This window comes from Lysobacter sp. Soil_C_59 (assembly GCF_057656415.1).
The window spans coordinates 62855-79000 of the sequence record NZ_JBDGKK010000010.1 but is presented as its reverse complement, the minus strand read 5'-3'; the positions used below and the strand labels follow the sequence as shown (position 1 = coordinate 79000).

At 66.3% G+C, this 16146-nt stretch carries 14 protein-coding genes; 6 read left to right on the top strand and 8 right to left on the bottom strand.

Annotated elements, in window-relative coordinates; genetic code table 11:
* Positions 1 to 10 precede the first annotated feature (10 nt).
* The 4 genes from AC3A3Q_RS16440 to AC3A3Q_RS16425 form a co-directional block, all read right to left on the bottom strand.
* Positions 11 to 2449, bottom strand: coding sequence for a beta strand repeat-containing protein (locus AC3A3Q_RS16440; protein ID WP_487587250.1), 2439 nt, complete (start codon positions 2447 to 2449; stop codon positions 11 to 13).
* A 346-nt stretch (positions 2450 to 2795) separates the two neighbouring features.
* Entirely contained in the window at positions 2796 to 3452 is a 657-nt protein-coding gene (locus AC3A3Q_RS16435; RefSeq protein WP_487587249.1) for a glutathione S-transferase family protein, read from the bottom strand.
* A gap of 87 nt (positions 3453 to 3539) precedes the next feature.
* Positions 3540 to 5087, bottom strand: coding sequence for a phospholipase D family protein (locus AC3A3Q_RS16430; RefSeq protein ID WP_487587248.1), 1548 nt, complete (start codon positions 5085 to 5087; stop codon positions 3540 to 3542).
* A gap of 20 nt (positions 5088 to 5107) precedes the next feature.
* Complete coding sequence (locus tag AC3A3Q_RS16425) at positions 5108 to 6601, bottom strand: lipase family alpha/beta hydrolase (RefSeq protein ID WP_487587247.1); 1494 nt, start codon at positions 6599 to 6601, stop codon at positions 5108 to 5110.
* 316 nt (positions 6602 to 6917) lie between these two features.
* Here AC3A3Q_RS16425 and AC3A3Q_RS16420 point away from each other — a divergent pair, with 316 nt between their 5' ends.
* Positions 6918 to 7364, top strand: a complete 447-nt coding sequence (locus AC3A3Q_RS16420; RefSeq protein WP_487587246.1) for an EF-hand domain-containing protein — start codon at positions 6918 to 6920, stop codon at positions 7362 to 7364.
* A 26-nt stretch (positions 7365 to 7390) separates the two neighbouring features.
* On the opposite strand, the gene AC3A3Q_RS16415 is transcribed toward AC3A3Q_RS16420, so the two are convergent.
* Positions 7391 to 7972 (bottom strand): manganese efflux pump MntP, encoded by a 582-nt coding sequence (locus AC3A3Q_RS16415; RefSeq protein ID WP_487587245.1) that lies wholly within the window; start codon positions 7970 to 7972, stop codon positions 7391 to 7393.
* A 13-nt stretch (positions 7973 to 7985) separates the two neighbouring features.
* Positions 7986 to 8345: a hypothetical protein gene (locus AC3A3Q_RS16410; RefSeq protein ID WP_487587244.1), complete on the bottom strand. Its 360-nt coding sequence runs from the start codon at positions 8343 to 8345 to the stop codon at positions 7986 to 7988.
* A 189-nt stretch (positions 8346 to 8534) separates the two neighbouring features.
* Between AC3A3Q_RS16410 and AC3A3Q_RS16405 the strand changes: the two genes are divergently transcribed.
* Positions 8535 to 9167, top strand: coding sequence for a DUF4136 domain-containing protein (locus tag AC3A3Q_RS16405; protein WP_487587243.1), 633 nt, complete (start codon positions 8535 to 8537; stop codon positions 9165 to 9167).
* A gap of 4 nt (positions 9168 to 9171) precedes the next feature.
* Here the strand turns inward: AC3A3Q_RS16405 and AC3A3Q_RS16400 are convergent, their stop codons facing one another.
* Positions 9172 to 10005, bottom strand: coding sequence for a hypothetical protein (locus tag AC3A3Q_RS16400; RefSeq protein ID WP_487587242.1), 834 nt, complete (start codon positions 10003 to 10005; stop codon positions 9172 to 9174).
* A 272-nt stretch (positions 10006 to 10277) separates the two neighbouring features.
* On the opposite strand from AC3A3Q_RS16400, the gene AC3A3Q_RS16395 reads away from it, so the two are divergent.
* Genes AC3A3Q_RS16395 through AC3A3Q_RS16380 form a run of 4 tightly spaced genes read left to right on the top strand, consistent with a single transcriptional unit; the run spans position 10278 to position 14195 of the window.
* Positions 10278 to 11075, top strand: coding sequence for an iron-containing redox enzyme family protein (locus tag AC3A3Q_RS16395; protein ID WP_487587241.1), 798 nt, complete (start codon positions 10278 to 10280; stop codon positions 11073 to 11075).
* The gene (locus AC3A3Q_RS16390) at positions 11072 to 11500 is read left to right on the top strand and encodes a VOC family protein (RefSeq protein ID WP_487587240.1); all 429 of its coding nucleotides are present in this window, start codon (positions 11072 to 11074) and stop codon (positions 11498 to 11500) included. The genes AC3A3Q_RS16395 and AC3A3Q_RS16390 overlap by 4 nt, the downstream gene beginning before the upstream one ends.
* 13 nt (positions 11501 to 11513) lie before the next feature.
* Positions 11514 to 12905: an aminotransferase class III-fold pyridoxal phosphate-dependent enzyme gene (locus AC3A3Q_RS16385; protein ID WP_487587239.1), complete on the top strand. Its 1392-nt coding sequence runs from the start codon at positions 11514 to 11516 to the stop codon at positions 12903 to 12905.
* Between the two features lie 48 nt (positions 12906 to 12953).
* Positions 12954 to 14195 carry a cation:proton antiporter gene (locus tag AC3A3Q_RS16380; RefSeq protein ID WP_487587238.1) on the top strand — a complete coding sequence of 414 codons (1242 nt, stop codon included), beginning with the start codon at positions 12954 to 12956 and terminating at the stop codon, positions 14193 to 14195.
* Positions 14196 to 14824: 629 nt separating this feature from the next.
* Here AC3A3Q_RS16380 and AC3A3Q_RS16375 read toward each other — a convergent pair.
* Positions 14825 to 16126 carry a sugar MFS transporter gene (locus AC3A3Q_RS16375; RefSeq protein ID WP_487587237.1) on the bottom strand — a complete coding sequence of 434 codons (1302 nt, stop codon included), beginning with the start codon at positions 16124 to 16126 and terminating at the stop codon, positions 14825 to 14827.
* Positions 16127 to 16146: the final 20 nt, after the last annotated feature.

Sequence of the window (16146 nt, the reverse complement as noted above, 5' to 3'; positions counted from 1 at the left end):
CGCCGTAGGTCTACGAATCGCTGCGGTTGAATGCGAGCGTGGCACCGTCCTGGACGTTGGTGCCATTGATGTCGCCGCCGCTGCCGACTTCAAACGTGCCGGCATGGATGATCACGGGGAACGCCAGCTGGGCCTTGTCCGTGGTCAAGGTGAGCGTGCCAGCGCCATGCTTGCGCAGGCGCCCGAGACCGCTGACCGGCCCGGTCAGAATGTCGTCGGTGCCAAAGGTATCGATGATCAGACCTTGCGCCGCCGTGCTCGTGATCGCGTTGGGCAAGGTCATCGAACCATCCAGCCGCAGGGTGCCGCTGTCGCCGGAGATGGCCGAGCTGGCGCTGATCCGCTCCGGTGCGGTGATCACCAGCGTGCTGCCCGCGCCAAGGCTGGTTAGTCCGGTGTAGGTGCTGTTGCCCGACAGTGTCAGCACGCCGCCCTGGACGGACAGCGAACCGGGGCCGCTGATGATGGCGTTCCAGGTCTGCCCGTCGGAACGAAGGTAGGTCAGCGTGCTGCCTGCGCTGCTGAGCGCCACGTCGCTGGCGAGCGTGCCGGTGGCGCCGCCGTTGCCGATCTGCAGCGTGCCGTTGTCGACGACCGTCCCGCCGCTGTGGCGCAGCGTTCCGGTCATGATCACCCGCGAACCGTCGCCGCCGAGGATGCTCTCGACGACGCGACCGGTTCCGCTGACGTCGCTTTCGAGCAGGAACGGGGCGGTGAAAGGCGTCGCAGCGCCCGGGTCGCTGATATGCAGCTCGGCGTTGTTGACGATGGCTCCTGAAAGCACGAACCCGGATCCGTTGCCGGCGGAGAACAGATCGAGCACGCCGGCGTTCACGTTTGCATTGACCGTGGTGCTGGCCGAGATGCCCCATCGCTGCGTATGCGTTCCGTTCTTGATCAGCGGTCCGGCGCCGGAGAACGCGCCGATGAAGGTCGGCGTGACGCCTGCACCCAGGCCCGCGCCGGTGAAGGTCAGGCTGCTGTTGCCCAGGGTCACCGCGCCCGCGTTCGGGAGCGCGGCATCGAGCCGGGCCAGGCTGAGGTTGAAGCCGTTCAGGTCCAGCGCTCCACCGGGACCTGCGAACGACAAGGCGTTGTCGGCGGGAATCGCGCTGGCCGATCCTGCTTTCACCGTGCCGGCGTCGATGATCGTTGCGCCCGTGTAGGTATTGGCACCCGACAGCGTCAGGGTGCCGCTGCCCTTCTTATCGATCGTGCCTGTGCCACTTATCGCACCAGGCAATGCCGAGGCATCGGTGCGGTTGACCACCAGTGTGCCGGCATTGCTGATGTTGCCAAGGAGCGCGCCACTGGTACCGCCATTGCCGATCTGGAGTGTCCCCGCGCCGATCGTGTTGTCGCCGGTGAATGTGTTGGATCCGCTGAGCGTCATCGTCCCCAGGCCAAGCTTGGCGATGCCATGATTGCCGGAAACCTCGTTGATGTTTGCCGTCACCAGCAGGTCGTTGGGCGCGATTCCATCGTCGACCGTGAAATTGATGAAGTTCCGACCGGCACCGGGGCCGCCGCCGCCTTCGCGCAGCGTCACCTTGCCGGCGATGACGGACTCCTTGCTTGACGCCAGGGTCCGCACGCTGGTGTTGTTGATGTCGTCGCCGCGACCATCGCCGCCGAAGGAGTACTGCCCGGTCGACGTCGTCTCGATCCTGGCGCCATCGAGGATGAAGGCGATGCCCCATCCGTTGTCGCCCGTCGCGGCATGCGTAAGCGTGGCCTCGGTCAGTGTGATCCCGGTGACGCGTGAGCCGGCGAAGCCCAGAACATTGGTGCCATCCAGGTACAAGGTCCCGCCCTGGCCGACTGTCACCGTCGATCTCAGCCGTCCGTTGGAGCCGTACTGAAAGGTAGGATCAATGCCAAGTTGCAGGCGGCTGCCGGCCTGCACCACGGTGCCCCCGCTCAGGCCGGTCGTTATCCCGCTCAGCGTCCAGTTGCCGGTGACGAAGAGGGTATCGAAGCCGGTGAAGTTGCTGTCTTCGCTCCCCGAGCCTTGCAGTCGCACGCTGTTGCCGCTGCCGCTGCCGACCACGTTGCCTGCGATGATAGAGCCGGAGTCGAGGATCAGCGTGTCGCCGCCACCGCTGAAGGAGATCGCCGTGCCACCGGTGCCCGTGATGGTCCCAGTGTTGGTCAGCGTGTTGCCTGTTCCGGCAAACACCACGCCAGAGGCGCCGCGGATGGTTCCCGCGTTAGACAGTGTCCAGCCTCGCGATGAATCGCCCTCGATGGCGTTGCCGGCGGTGACATCGATGGTGCTCGACGACGGAACCACGTAGCCGGCACCCGCATCGGGCGCAAGCTCCTGCAGTTTGACGGTCGTGGTGGCAGAGTCGATCGACTGCTGCGCCTGCAACGCGGTGGACGCCAGCGCGAACAGCACCATCAGGTAGAGGAGTTTGCGGCGCGGCTGGCGCCGACGCAGTTCCACTGAACGGGAACAACCTGAAGCAGGAAGCGCATCCATAGCCGAAACCCTCGTCGAAGTTGACGAAGTTCGGGTCCTTTCTGAGGGACGCCGAGACCTTCCCCGCGCTCTGCACTGGTTCAGCCAGCCACGGTCTCGGCGGAATAGCTGTCGCGCTTGGGGCGCCCACTGATAGCACTTCAAAACTGGTGATGCACGGCACATCAGATCCGTTTGCCGTTACCCGACGATGCACAGTCATGCAACGTTGTCGCGCTGAACCGGACTGACGAAGTCTCGCGGGATTTGTAGTTTGCAGATCCGGGTCAGCGTCTTTGCGAGCGTCATTTTCGAAGCTCGCGACGAACGGTCAGCCCGACGGGCGAGCATCCAGCAAAAACGCTGCGGCCTGCGCTGCGTACGCGCGCTGGTAAGCCGGTCGCGCTTCGCCGCGCGCCACATACGCGGACAGGTTCGGGTACTCGTCGACGATGCCCGACCGCTTCAGCCGGATCAGCACCGACACCATCATCAGGTCGCCCGCGCTGAAGGCGCCATCGAGCCAGTCGGCGTTGCCCAGTCGATGGGAAAGCGGTCCCAGGCGGTCACGGACGCGTGCCTCGACCAGCGGCAGGCGTTCGCTGCTCCAGGGTTTGTCGCGTTCCAGCAGCTTCGCGTTGGTCAGTTCCAGGATCGGCGGCTCTACGGTGTTGATCGCGGCGAACATCCAGGTGATCGCGCGCGCCCGGGCATCGCCATCGTCCGGCAGCAGGCCCGTATGCCGCTGCGCGATGTGAAGCACGATCGACCCGGTCTCGAACAGGACAAGATCGCCTTCCTCGTAAGTCGGAATCTGGCCGAAAGGATGCAGCGCCAGATGCTCCGGTTCCTTCATCGCCTGCATCGAGACCGGGCGGACCTCGTAAGGCTGGCCGACCTCCTCGAAAGCCCAGCGCACGCGCGTATCGCGCGCCAGTCCCTTGCCGCCGTCGGGCGAGCGTTCAAAGGCGGTGATGATCGGGGTCATTGAATCGCTCCGGGAGGCAGGTGGGAGGCGGCCGCTTGCCCGCCCTTGAAGATGAGGACGAACGACCGGGACGGAATTCGACAGGCGCTAAAGCTGCGACTCGATCGGCAACCAGCCCGAGCCCCATGCGATGGCCCGCATCCACCAGTCCGCGTCGGGCTCGTGCTCGACCTCCACCGCAACCGGCTGCGTGCGGTCGAGCCAGCGAAGCTCCCCGTGCCGGTTTCGATACACCCAGTAGCTCATGGCGGGGGAGGCCAGGCGCAGATACTCGTCGCGAACCTGTGCCGCGATGACCGGATCATCGAACAGCACGCCCATTTCGGTGTTGAGGTTCTTCGAGCGCGGATCGACGTTGAAGGATCCGACGAAGCCACGGGCATCGTCGAGCACGAGCGCCTTGGTGTGCAGGCTGACGCCCTGGCGGACCACGCGCGGCAGTTCCTTCGCATGCGCCTGTGCGCGCAGTTCGTAGAGGTGGACGCCTTGCTGCAGCAGTCGATCGCGGTAGCCCGCATAGCCGCTGTGAACGGGATAGACATCCGTGGCCGCCAGCGAGTTGGTGACGACGCCGACGCTGACGCCGCGCGCGGTCAGGGCAGCTAGCATGTCGACACCCTCATTGCCGGGAACGAAGTAGGGCGAGATCACCATCACCTTGCTGCGTGCCGCGGAGATCATCGGCACCAGTCGTCCCACCAGCCATTGCTCGCGGTCGTCGCGCTTCCACTTGATCGGCGGGTCGGCAAAGACCTCGATGCCCGCGCTCCAGTGCGGACTGAGCGCATGCTGGTAGTAGTCGCGCACCAGCTGCGAGTCGGCAACGCGATCGAGGTAGCGCCTGGCGCGTTCGCTGCGGGCATCGCGATGGACATCGTCCAGCAGGTTGCGCAATGCCTCCGGCGCCCGTGCACCAAGTGTGGCGATCGGCACCGCGGCGGCGCTGTTCCAGTAGCGGTCAAAGAGCGTGCTTGCCTGCCCGGCCGCCGGCCCGAGCAGCAGCAGGTCGAGATCGCGGAAGTTGACCTCCGAGGCGGCGCCGAAGTAACGCTCGCCGATGTTGCGTCCGCCGATGATGGCAACGCGGCCGTCGGCGATCCATGCCTTGTTGTGCATGCGGTGGTTCATGCTGAACAGTCGCCGCAGAAGTTCGAAGGCGCGCCCGGCCCCTTTGCGGTTGCGGAACGGGTTGTAGACCCGCAGCTCGATGCCGGGATGGGCATCCATGGCCAGCAGGTGGGGATCCAGGCCTGCGGCATTCATGTCGTCGAGCAGGATGCGCACGCGCACGCCGCGCTGCGCGGCAGCGTGGACCTCGCTTGCGAGCATTCGTCCGGACAGGTCGTTGTGCCAGATGAAGTACTGCAGGTCGAGGCTGCGCCCGGCTTTGCGCGCCGAAACCGCGCGAGCGGCGAAGGCATCGACGCCATCGGTCAGCACGACCGTGCCGGTATTGCCGGGATGGGCCGCCAGCAGAGGCGACAGTTCGCGGTCGATGTCGGTCTGCGCCGCCTGCAGGGGCAGGGTGTGGCTGGGTCGGCCGGTCGCCGGCGGCGCGAGATGGTTGACGAGCAGCACGCTGGCGCCAGCGATGGCGAGCAACAGCACGAATGCAATGGCAAGCCAGGGCCACATTGGTTTCTCCGGTCTACCCATCACAGGCGAAGGATTCGCACGACTTCTGCGACTACGTGCGGGTTGTCATGCAGGCGATGCCCGTCCTCGACCACAAGGCAGGAGGCGGCGCCGGGAATCTGCGCGCTGTCGAGCGGCACCACGCCGTCGGTCTGCTGCCGGCGACCGGGCTGTACGCCGGCAATCGTGTGCCAGCTGATGCCGGCCCGGGGAAGCAGCGATTCGGTCGCGCGCCTGATTGGCTGGTCGGACTGCAGCGTGGCGATGCTGTTGATCCAGCCTTGCTGGAAGGTATGAAGCACTTCCGGCCGGATCGCGTCGGGATTGGCCAGGGCAATGCGCTGCAGTGCGTGCACTTCGGCCGTGCGCCGACCGACCAGCGCGCGGGTGACCTGTCCCAGCGCAGTCGCCGCACTGGGACTGCCGCGGTGCGGCGCGGCCAGGAATATGGCGCGCGCGATGCCAGGGTAGGAGCGGAAGGAGAACAGCCGCCTGATGACTTCCAGGTCCTGGGCGCTGGCATTGAGGGAACCGGCTGGAACCAGGAAGGCGGCATTCCACAACGCATCGCCGCTGTCGACGCACAGCAGCCGCGAGATGACGCCGCCCAGGCTGTGGCCGACCAGCACCACGCCCGAACGCGCGCGTGCATCACCGTCGGGATCGAGCAGCTGCCACGCGGCGTCCAGGTAGCCCGCGATCCGCGAGCGGGTCACCAGTAGCGGCTCGTCGGTCGGGTAGATCACCTGCCAGATCTGGTAACGGGCACGAAGCTCGTCCATGCCCCATACGGCGTTGGAAAGATGCGCCCAGATCAGCGGGATGCTGCCCAGGCCATGGATCATCACCAGCGGCTGCTTGTCCGGGTCGTAGTCCTCCAGCAGGTACAGCCCCGCCCGGTGCTCGATGGCTTCTCCGCCGAGCAGCCCCCACAGCCCGGTGCGCGCCAGCTTCGAGATCCGCATGGCCCAGGCATAGGCGGCCGAGGTATCGCTGGCGAGCTGGCGTCGATGGGCACCGGCGCCAATGGCCGTGACCCTGTCCGGGTCGGCAAAGACCAGGCGCGGCGGCGCATCGTCATGCTCCGGGTCGGGTTCTATCCAGGCGGTGAGGTTTCGAAACGCGCCCGAGAGAGGTTGCAACCGGCCGTAGGGCTCGTCGTCATGGCGGGGAGACAGCGCCGCCACGGGCACACCGAAACCCGGGCGAGCGAAGCGTTCGCCGCCGAACGCATCCATCGGCACGTCGCGGGCGAGCCTTATGCGCACCGGCGGCTGCAGCCACGGCGATACCTGGCGAAACTCGATGTGCACCCGGACATCGTCCACTTGCATCAGGCCGGGCGACCATCCTTCCGGATGCTGCTGCAGCAAGCGCGAAAGCACTTCGTCGGCAGCCTGTGTGGCCAGCGTCGCTGCCGCACCGGCGCGCGAGGGGTCGTCGGTGCGCAGCGCGCGGAACGCGTCTGTGGCGCATCGCAGCCAGGCAGGCAGCGCACCGTCACCGGCTTGCACGGCCCGAGTGGCCCAGTGGCGTGCCGATTCGAGACAGCTGGCGGTGGACGCATCGAGGGACGCGGGCGTGCCGGGGCTGTCGCAAGGTGGTCCGGCAGTCGACTGCGACGAATTCATATCCCGAAATCGCGCACGCCGATGATTCGAACCGTGCGCCTCCTCCCGCGGACACGGTAGGCGGGCGCCAGTGCAAGCGGTAGGCCCGGCCGCGTCCACCCGGTGTTGCCCCGGGCGCAACAATGCACCTGCCGGCTGTCCGCTTCGCGGCCGCCCCGCCGTTGCATGAGCTTGTGCTCATCACTCCGGGGAAACCGTCATGACCGCCGCCAGCCTGCTGCGCTTGTCCGTACTCACGCTCGGCCTGGCGATCGCAGGGCCGGGCCTTTGCGATGCGCCGGGGACCGCAACGCAGGCGCTCCCGCAAGGTGCGGAGGCCAGGTTCGCCTACCTCGACGCCAATCGCGACGGCGTACTGAGCAAGTACGAGTACGACAGCGACGTCGCCTTCGAGACTGCCGACAGCGACCACGACTCGCTCATCTCGCCCAGCGAGCTGCAGGAGATCCTGGGGCCGCCGGTGCCGGGCGTGCCGACCATCGCCGACCGGCTGATCATCGCCGACCTGGACAGCGACGGCGCACTGGACGACAACGAACTGCGCCGCGCCCTGGAAATGCGCTTTGGCTGGCTCGACCGCAACAGCGACGGCAACCTCGACCTGGAAGAAATGAAGTCGGGTTACGGCGTTCGCGTCCGGCCCTGATCAGACCTCGGTTGCGCGGCCCGCGATCAGGTCGGCGCCGCATGCAGGTGCTCGTACAGGATCGTCGCGCCCACCAGGATCAGGATCACGCCACCGGCCATCTCGGCACGCTTGCCGATCAGGGTGCCCAGCACGCGGCCCGCCATGATCCCCAGCGTGACCATGACGAACGTGCACAGCGCGATGACGGCCGAGACGACGACGATGTTCACGTCGACGAAGGCAAGGCCGACGCCCACGGCCATCGCATCGATGCTCGTCGCCAGCCCGGTCAGGGCGAGCGACCACAATCCGGCCTTGCCTGGTCGGGGGACGGATCCTTCGACTTCGTCCTCGTCGGTGATGGCCTTGTAGATCATGTGCAGCCCCAGCGCGCCGAGCAGGCCAAAGGCGATCCAGTGATCCCACTGCTCGATATGGCGCGAGGCCGCCGTGCCGAGCAGCCAGCCAACGAGGGGCGTGAGACCCTCGACCACGCCGAAAATCAGACCGACCCGCAGCGCTTCGGGCCACCGCGCCTTGAGCATCCCGGCGCCTTTGCCCAGCGCGGCAGCGAATGCATCGGTGGCCATGGCCAGGCCGAGCAGGACGATCGATAGCAGATTCATGGACGGGGCAGTCCTACTTCTCGTAGGTGATCGCTACGTCTGCCGCCGCCTGGTTCTGCTTGAACACGCGCGCGGTACCGAGCCCGGACACGGTCAGCGTCGTCTCCGAATCCCAGCGCACCTTCAACGGCACGTCACCGCCGAGGATCAGCGCGTTGCCGGGGATGTTGGGTTGCTCGGCGCTGCGCGGCAGGACGGCGAGCTGCGTATTGAACTCGGTGGTTGGACCGCAATTGCGATGGAACACGACGGCACGGGCTGCGCCGGAGGGCGAGGGCACGATGGTGACTGGCTCGTTCCTGCACTGTTCGCCGCAACCACTGACGGCGATGACCAGCACGACAAGGAACAGGCTTCTCAGTGAAGGGTTCATGCGATGCCAGCCTCTGCCGTGGATGCAACGACGGTGTCCGTCCCCGGGGAGTAGCGTCGCCCGCGCCGGTGATGGTGTCGTGAACGTGACAGAGCGTGCATGTCCCATCACGTCTGTTTCACATGCGCTGACCCGACGATTGACTCGATCGCCACATCCCTGGCATCACATCCCGCCGGAGCGCCGCCCATGAATCGTCTGCAGTCGTGCCTGCTTTGCTGTGCTCTGGCGCTCTTCCTCGTACCGGCGGCACCGGCGTTGCACGCGAGCGAGCCCGACGCCCAGGTGCAGGTGTCCAAGCCGGCGACCTCGATGCCGGGAAGCCGCTACGCCTGGGTCGACATGCCGCCCCAGCTGGCCGCGGAATTTGACAAGCGCGTGCAGGACCCGAAGCTGCGCGCGAGGCTGCAGGCGGCCTTGGACAAGGCGCTCGCGGCCAAGGGTTACCGGCGCACGAGCGACTTGCGCCAGGCCGACATCGCCGTGGCTTACCGCGTCGGCGTGCGCGACACCCAGGAAACGCTGGTCCGCGACACCGGGCTTGCCAGCGCCAATGAGGCCGCCGTCGAATGCAAGGCCGGTGGTTGTTCGCAGATCGTCACCCAGGGCGCCAACGGCGTACCGGCGGTGAAGCTGGACACCAAGACGATGGTCGAAGGCGGGCTGCTGGTGGAAGTGCTGCAGCCGGCTGACATCCGGGTGTTGTGGCGCGCGCTCTACCGCGGTTCCGTGCGGGCCAAGAAGGGCGCATCGGTCAATCTCGACACGGTGGCCACGAAGACCCTCGCGCAGCTGCCGAAGGCGAGCGCGACCTCGCCCTGATGGTTCACGGGCGGCCTACGCCCGGCGCGGGAGGGCGCCCGCCTGCTCGTCCCGCGCGCAATGACATCCGCAAGCGCCGCAGCGGTGCCTTCAGTGGCAGTGCGAGGTGCCGGTAGAAGAACGACACGATCCGTCGCGACGCCGGCACGCGGCGCGCCAGCCCTTCTTCGATCGTGTAGAGGCACGGCGCGCAGATGCCGCAGGGCTTGCCATGCACGGGCCTGTGGCAGAACCAGGTCATGTCCATGATTCCGCTCCAGCCTTCGGCCGTTGCCTGCCGGTCGATGCCAAGCTTGTCGATATGGAACAGCGGGAAGCTGAAATAGCGGAACAGGCGGAATTCGGCCGTGTGCGCATGGCGGGGGTCGACGCGGATGCTGCGGTAACCGTCAGGATGATCAGACTCCAGCGCGTAAGGCCGCACCAGCGCCTGCACCTTGTCGTCGACGTGCACACCCAGTTCCATCTCGTCGATCGCGTTGTGCTTGCAGAAGGATGGCAGCCACGCGTACTGGCTGCCTATGAACATGCGCCGACGGATTTCCCGCAGCGCGGCATTGATCTCGTCGTCCTCGATGACATCGCGGACCGAGCCGATCCGGATCGGCCGGAGCAGCTCGCGGGTATGCGGATAGTTCGCGCGCAGGTGGTCGCCGATGCGGACCATGGTCTGCAGTTCGATCTGCGTCGATGCCCGCGTCGGGTCTTCCAGGTAGTAGGGAACCACCGGAACGCGATGCTTCAACAACAGCTGCAACAGGCGAAACGTCGAGTCCCACCCTCCCGTCCAGAGCAGGTTCACGGTGGTCCGGTCGTTGGCATCGCGCGTCGCTTGCATCGTCGTTCGTGCGCCCATCCTTGCGAACGCCTTATATGGCACGCCACGCCGTGAACGAAAGCTGCACGGCGCGTTTCGCTGATTCAAAACGAACTGTGAATCGCGGAGCACCGAATCCAGATGATGAATGCGCCTGAGATTGCTTGAAGCGAACGCAGATCAAACATTCAGTGAACCGTCGATCGAAACTGCGAACTGCTGGTCTACGCAACGTGAAATGCGACACCGCTTTCCGCGGCTATGCTCGGCCAGAACTCTCCAGGGTTGGACGAATGACATTGCTGAAGAGCCCAGGCGTGCAGGCAGCACCATCACTGATCGAGCCGGTACCACTGCAATCCGGCGCGATGCCATCCGGTGAGTGGGACCGGCAGAGCTTCTGGCAGTTTGCCGACGCGGCGAAGGAAGCGACGGAAGCGCTGGCGGCGCGGAAGATGAAAGTCCTGCCGCAGCTTTCTATTGAGGACCTGCGCCAGGTCTGCGTGCAGTACCGCTTCTTCACCATCGACTACATCAGCGACCTGGCCGTGTTGCTGGCAAAGCTGCCGTTCGGTGGCCTGCGCAGCCTGCTCAGCCAGATCCTTGCCGAGGAACTGGGCGAAGGCGATCCGTACAAGGCGCATCCGGCCATCTACGACCGCTTCCTGGCGACCATGGGGGTCGAGCCGGCGCAGCTGGAGCGATGCATTCCGGCCAACCGGAAGAACCTCGACAGCCTGACGCGACAGCTGTCCGGGCGCAGCTCCGCATTCGGCGTCGGCTTGCGCGGGATGGGCGGCGAATGTTTGTGCCAGACCTATCTGTCGGTCCTGTTCGAACATCTCAGGACGCATCCGTACATGCTCGAGAACGCCGACCGCATCGACTGGGAGTTCTGGACCATCCACACCGGGGAGCAGGACATCATCCATGGCGAGCTGACGCGACAAGCCATCGACGACTACATCCGGCTCGAGCCCGAAGCGCTGTCGGACCTGGCCGACGGTTACGAATGCAGCATCACCGCATGGAACCTGTTCTGGCAGAACATCTTCGCAACGTGCACGATCCGTCCAGGCGCGGTGTCATGAACCAGGCGAGGCCGATCTCCCAGTTCCACCTGGCTTTCCCGGTCCGCGACCTCGATGAGGCGCGCGGTTTCTATGGCGGCGTGATCGGCTGCGCGCAGGGAAGGAGCGACGTCAACTACCAGGACTTCGATTTCTTCGGCCACCACCTGGTGGCCCATCTCGGTGGCGACAGCCAGCCTGTGCTGGACAGCCGGTTCGACGGCGAAGCGGTCCCGGTACCGCATTTCGGCATGAACCTGGACCGTGGGTCGTGGGAGACGCTGGCCCGACGCCTGAAAGACGCCGGCATCGCCTTTGCCGAGGAACCGCACCTGCGGCTGAAGGGCAAGCCAGGCCAGCACGTGACGATGTTTCTCTTCGACCCATCGGGCAATGCGCTAGAGTTCAAGTCGTTCGACGACCCGGAACAGACCTTCATCCCCTGAGGGCGCAAAGCCAATGCGTGACGTCTCCCCTGATGCCGTGTCCGGTGCGGGCGCGGCGCCGCCTGTAGCTGCGAAATCCGCCGCTGCCCGCGATGACCGGCTGCATGTACTGCATTCCTGGTCGGCGCATGGCGCGCTCGATCCGCTCGTCGTCACCGGTGCTTCCGGTGTCCACTTCCATGACGAAAGCGGAAGGCGCTGGCTCGACTTCTCCAGCCAGCTGGTCAACGTCAACGTCGGCCATCAGCACCCGAAACTTGTCGCGGCGATCAAGGCGCAGGCCGACGTGCTGTGCACGGTCGCGCCGTACCACGCCAACCCGGCCACCAGCGAAGCGGCGCGGCTGATCGCCGAAGTCGCGCCGGGCGATCTGAACCGGGTCTTCTTCACCAACGGCGGCGCCGAAGCGATCGAGAACGCGATCCGCATGGCGCGCCTGCATACCGGTCGCCACAAGGTGCTGACCGCTTACCGCAGCTACCACGGCGCCACCGCCGGCGCGATCACCGCCACCGGCGATCCGCGTCGCTGGGCATCCGAACCGGGCGCGCCCGGCTTCGCCCGCTTCTGGGGGCCGTATCCGTACCGCTCCGCATTTCATGCGACCACCGCGCACGAGGAATGCGAACGCGCGCTGGCGCACCTGGCCGACACGATCATGGTCGAAGGCGGGCAGGGCATCGCCGCGATCGTGCTCGAACCGGTGATCGGTTCCAGCGGCGTCCTGGTGCCGCCCGATGGCTACCTGCAGGGCGTGCGCGCGCTGTGCGACAAGCACGGCATCATGCTGATCGCCGACGAGGTCATGGTCGGCTTCGGTCGCTGCGGCGAATGGTTCGCGGTGAATCGCTGGAACGTCGTGCCGGACCTGATCACGTTCGCCAAAGGCGTCAACTCCGGCTACGTGCCGCTCGGTGGCGTGATCATGAGCGACGCCATCGCCGCCAGCTTCGAATCGCGCGCTTATCCCGGCGGGCTGACGTACGCGGGCCATCCGCTGGCCTGCGCCGCGGCCGTGGCCTGCATCGGGATCTACAAGGACGAGGGCATCATCGACCACGCCCGGCGCCTGGGCGACGAGGTGATCGCTCCGGCGTTGCAGGCGATGCAGAACAAGCACCCGAGCGTCGGCGACGTGCGCGGGCTGGGGGTGTTCTGGGCGATCGAGCTGGTGCGCAATCGCGATACGCGGGAACCGATGGTGCCGTTCAACGCCACCGGCGCGGACAACGCACCGATGGTCGCCTTCGCGGCCGCCTGCAAGCAGCGCGGCCTGTGGCCGTTCGTGGTCGGCAACCGCCTGCACATCGCGCCGCCGCTGATCATCGACGAGCGGACCCTGCGCGAGGGCCTGGCCATCATCGACGAGGCGCTGGACACGGCCGATCGCCACTGCACCGGGTGAGGTGAAAGTGGTGGCCCAGGGCCGCCGCGGATGGCTATGATCGGCCTCATGCCGTCATTGCTCGCAGCCGTTCTCGATACCCTGGTATTCGTCGTCCTCGCCTGGTGCGTGTGGCGGGCGCTGGGCCGATCCATTCCCATCGCGGTAATCCCGATCATCATCGGGTTGACGCTCGCGGCAACTGGCGTCGTTCCCGCTTCCTGGGGCGTGCCCTCCGCGATCGGCCAGGACATCGGTTGGGCTGGCGTGCTTCTGCTGGCGTTCGCGGCGGGACTGGAAACCCGGCAGGAGGCACACCTCCCGTCCAACCCGGGCGCGGCCTCGCAGGCGCGCCCGCGCAAGCGTCGCTTCCTCGCCAGCGCGGCGGTCGCACTGCTGCTGCCGTTCTGCGTCGGCACCCTTGCCGCCCATTTCTATTTCACCCGGTTGCCCGGCTGGGCGGCGTCCGCTGGCGGTGAATGGCTGGGCTCGATCGCGATCGGGCTGTGCGTTGCGGTCAGCGCGCTGCCGGTTCTGATCGGCATCGTTCGCGAACTCGGTCCCTTGCATCGTCGTCTTTCACAGCTGGCGTTGAGCATCGCGGTGATCGATGACGCCGTGCTGTGGATCGGGCTGGCGGCGGTATTGCTGGCTGCCAACGGCGGCTCGCTGCTGGACGGCATCTCGGGCATGCAGGTTCTCGCGCTGCTGCTGCTCGTGGCGCTGGCGTTGATCGGCACCGCGGCAAAGCGCCTGCACCTGTCGCCGCCGCGCTGGCTGGTATGGGTCGCTCTGTCGGTGTTGCTGGCCGCGGGTTCCTGGTCGACCTCGCAGCTGGGCTTGCATGAATTGCTGGGCGCGTATTTCGCCGGCGCGATGGTCCCGCAGGCGTGGTCGAAGCAACTGCCGGTCGAGCGCATCGGCCAGTTCGCGCTGCTCGCGTTGGCGCCGCTGTTCTTCGGCCACAGTGGCATGAAGATCGACGGCGACGTGCTCGGCTGGGCATCGCTGCAGGCTTCGGTCGTGCTGCTGGTGCTGGCCGTGACCGCCAAGCTGGCAGCGGTACTGATCTGTCCGCCGGCGCCGCAGTTGCAACGGCGTGAGGCCTTGGCCGTCGGCGCGCTGCTGCAGTGCAAAGGCCTGATGGAGATCGTGGCTGCCACGATCCTGCGCGACAAAGGCCTGCTGTCAGAGCATGCGTTCGCAGCACTGGTGACGCTGGCCGTGCTGTCGACGCTGCTGACCGGCCCGGCATTCCGTTGGCTCGTAAGGCAACGCGTGGTGGAATCGCCCAGCCGCGAGATGGCCTGAGAGGCCGAGACTTCCGGGCTCCCGGGCTCCCGGGCTTCCGGGCTTCCGGGCTTCCGTCTGCGGAGCGGCGTCGTCCGCCGGGCCGGGGATTGCTCCGCCCCTTAGTCAGACATCCTGTCTGATGCGGGGCGCGGGACATCCATGTCCCGCTGCGGATCAATCCCCGGCCCGTCGAACGACGCTCCGGAATTTCATTGCCCGGTCTTCGTCCTAAACCCGTCATCCCCGCGAAGGCGGGAACCCAGTGTCGTTGCCCCCGTTAGCCCGTCTTTCCCGCGAAGGCGGGAACCCAAGGGCGTTGCTTCTGCATCTGAAACCACCTCGGCCCTTCGCGGGCGTCCGCGACCAAACTCGCAACCGAGCGAGGGCGCGGACACCGCCCTGTGACGGCACAGCCCGAGTCCGACCCAATCAGCCGTGTCACACGGCCAGCGCACCGACCCCAAACGCGAAGGTCAATGAAACAACCGCAGCTTCCGGAAGGAGGGGGTGGGGTGTATTTCGCGAACAATAAACGGAGCGAAGCGGAGGTTCGCGGAATACACCCCACCTCCTCCCCCCACTGACCCCACGCAAAACAAAAGGCCCCGAACGGGGCCTTTGCTATTACCGCCGAGCACCCAAGAAAATCAGTGTCGAGGATGCGCCAAAGCCGCACCTTCCGCCGCCCCCAGGTTCTCGACCACGCGCGACCCGCGCATGCCATACCACGCGATGTACGCATAGCAGACCAGCGGCACCGCGAACGCCGCCTGGATGCCGATGCTGTCGGCCAGTGCGCCCTGCAGCATCGGCACCAGCGCACCGCCTACGATCGCCATCACAAGCAGGCTCGAAGCCTTGCCGGTCAACGGGCCCATACCTTCAATCGCAGACGCGAAGATCGTCGGGAACATGATCGAGTTGAACAACCCGATCGCGAGCACGCTCCACATCGCGATGTTGCCCTGCGTGCCCATCGTCGTCGCCAGCAACGCCGCGGCCACGACCGCGAACAGCGCCAGCAGCTTGCGCGCATCGATCACGGTCATCAGCGCCGCACCGATGAAGCGACCGACCATGGCACCGCCCCAGTAGTAGACCAGGTAGCGGCTGGCGGTGGCTTCACTCAGCCCGCCGATGTCGGGCTGCGCCATGTAGTTGATCAGGAAGCTGCCGATCGAGACCTCGGCGCCTACGTACAGGAAGATCGCCAGCACGCCCCAGCGCAGGTGCGGATGCTGCAGCGTCTCGCGATAGGTGTGGTGGTGCAGCTTGTCGCCGGCGTCGGTGGCCTCGCGCAACGACGGGATGCGCAGCAGCAGTACCAATGCCGCCATCGCCAGCAGACCGCCCGCCAGCAGCAGATACGGCACCTGCACCGATTGTGCCTGCGTGGTCTTGTACGCGGCCACCGCTTCCGGCGCCATCGCCGCCAGCTGGTCCGCGCCGAGCACCGCGCCGGACAGGATCAGCGGGCCGATGAAGAACGGGAACACCGTCGTGCCCAGCGAGTTCAGCGCCTGCGCCAGGTTGAGGCGGCTGGCCGACGTGGCCGGGTTGCCGAGCAGGCTGATGTACGGATTGGCGGCGACCTGCAACAAGGTGATGCCGCTGGCCAGCACGAACAGGGCCGCCAGGAAGACCGCATACGAAGGCAGGCGTGCCGCCGGATAGAACATCGCCGCGCCCACCGCCGCCGTCAGCAGGCCGACGACGATGCTCGACTTGTAGCCGATGCGCGACACGATCGCGCCCGAGGGCAACGACATCAGGAAGTAGGCGCCGAAGAAGGTGAACTGGATCAGCATCGTCTGCGCGTAATTCATCGCGAACACGGCTTTGAGATGCGGTATCAGCACATCGTTGAGGCTGGTCATGCCGCCCCACGCGAAGAAGATCAGGCTGATCATCGCGATGGTGACGGGGGTGGACAGCTGGCGTTGGTTCATGTGGGCTCCGCTGATGAAAG

Bases quoted from the DNA above. Each gene is read 5' to 3' on its own strand.
- AC3A3Q_RS16435 (WP_487587249.1), bottom strand. From the start codon at position 3,452: ATGACCCCGATCATCACCGCCTTTGAACGCTCGCCCGACGGCGGCAAG.
- AC3A3Q_RS16430 (WP_487587248.1), bottom strand. From the start codon at position 5,087: ATGTGGCCCTGGCTTGCCATTGCATTCGTGCTGTTGCTCGCCATCGCT.
- AC3A3Q_RS16420 (WP_487587246.1), top strand. From the start codon at position 6,918: ATGACCGCCGCCAGCCTGCTGCGCTTGTCCGTACTCACGCTCGGCCTG.
- AC3A3Q_RS16415 (WP_487587245.1), bottom strand. From the start codon at position 7,972: ATGAATCTGCTATCGATCGTCCTGCTCGGCCTGGCCATGGCCACCGAT.
- AC3A3Q_RS16410 (WP_487587244.1), bottom strand. From the start codon at position 8,345: ATGAACCCTTCACTGAGAAGCCTGTTCCTTGTCGTGCTGGTCATCGCC.
- AC3A3Q_RS16405 (WP_487587243.1), top strand. From the start codon at position 8,535: ATGAATCGTCTGCAGTCGTGCCTGCTTTGCTGTGCTCTGGCGCTCTTC.
- AC3A3Q_RS16400 (WP_487587242.1), bottom strand. From the start codon at position 10,005: ATGCAAGCGACGCGCGATGCCAACGACCGGACCACCGTGAACCTGCTC.
- AC3A3Q_RS16395 (WP_487587241.1), top strand. From the start codon at position 10,278: ATGACATTGCTGAAGAGCCCAGGCGTGCAGGCAGCACCATCACTGATC.
- AC3A3Q_RS16390 (WP_487587240.1), top strand. From the start codon at position 11,072: ATGAACCAGGCGAGGCCGATCTCCCAGTTCCACCTGGCTTTCCCGGTC.
- AC3A3Q_RS16385 (WP_487587239.1), top strand. From the start codon at position 11,514: ATGCGTGACGTCTCCCCTGATGCCGTGTCCGGTGCGGGCGCGGCGCCG.
- AC3A3Q_RS16380 (WP_487587238.1), top strand. From the start codon at position 12,954: ATGCCGTCATTGCTCGCAGCCGTTCTCGATACCCTGGTATTCGTCGTC.
- AC3A3Q_RS16375 (WP_487587237.1), bottom strand. From the start codon at position 16,126: ATGAACCAACGCCAGCTGTCCACCCCCGTCACCATCGCGATGATCAGC.